This window comes from Geofilum sp. OHC36d9, assembly GCF_052400685.1.
Lineage (GTDB): Bacteria > Bacteroidota > Bacteroidia > Bacteroidales > Marinilabiliaceae > CAZHHH01.
This window is the reverse complement of record NZ_JBQTGJ010000047.1, coordinates 1-746: the sequence shown is the minus strand read 5'-3', so window position 1 is coordinate 746 and position 746 is coordinate 1. Positions and strand designations below refer to the sequence as shown.

At 33.5% G+C, this 746-nt stretch carries 1 protein-coding gene; it reads right to left on the bottom strand.

Translation table 11 applies throughout. The features are described from left to right. Window positions 1–374: 374 nt before the first annotated feature. A partial coding sequence (locus ACT3CD_RS17235; protein WP_444646911.1) for a transposase occupies window positions 375–746 on the bottom strand: 372 nt, incomplete at its 5' end.

The window sequence follows — 746 nt, the reverse complement described above, 5'->3', positions numbered from 1 at the left end:
TGTAATATCCTAAATTAGCTTGACAGATTTTACAACATTACTTGAATGGGATACAAACATAAAACATCATACTGGTTTTAAAAACAAACTGATTGTTATTTTTAAAATTTGATGGTTTTAAAAAGTTATCCCTATTTCGAGATACGTCTTTTGTATAACGTACTAACACCATATACAGTCTTTTTTTTAGTCACTAATATATTTACAACATCACATTTTAATATTTTTTTTTCGAACACTGTTTTTGTTTTGCACTGTTTAAGCTTGCAGATTTTTGTGAGCAAGAATTTTGAGATAAATACTACCTGAGGTACGAAGGTGGAGATTTATTTCAAAACCCGAAGGGCTTGTTCTTGAGCACAATAATCAAAAGCTTATGTTTGCATTTCAAAATCAGTTGTGGTCACATACTTTTTTTTATTCCAATGTTTTTTGAGTCCTCCTGTTTTAGTGTGTGCCTGGGCTGGAGTTAGCATGTCGCAACTGCGATGTGGCCTAATGTTGTTGTACTTGTTGATGGCTATTTTTACGGCCTCATGTGCGTGGTTGTAATCCTCAAATGTATCGAACAAGTCATACTCATCTTTTAAAATACCATTTACTCGCTCTGCTACCGCATTTTCGTAAGGATCACCATTTTCCGTCATTGAAATTTGAATATTACAACCTGTTAAATAGTTCACATAATCATAGCAACAATACTGAATCCCTCTGTCGGAGTGATGAATTAATTGGCTTGTTATCGG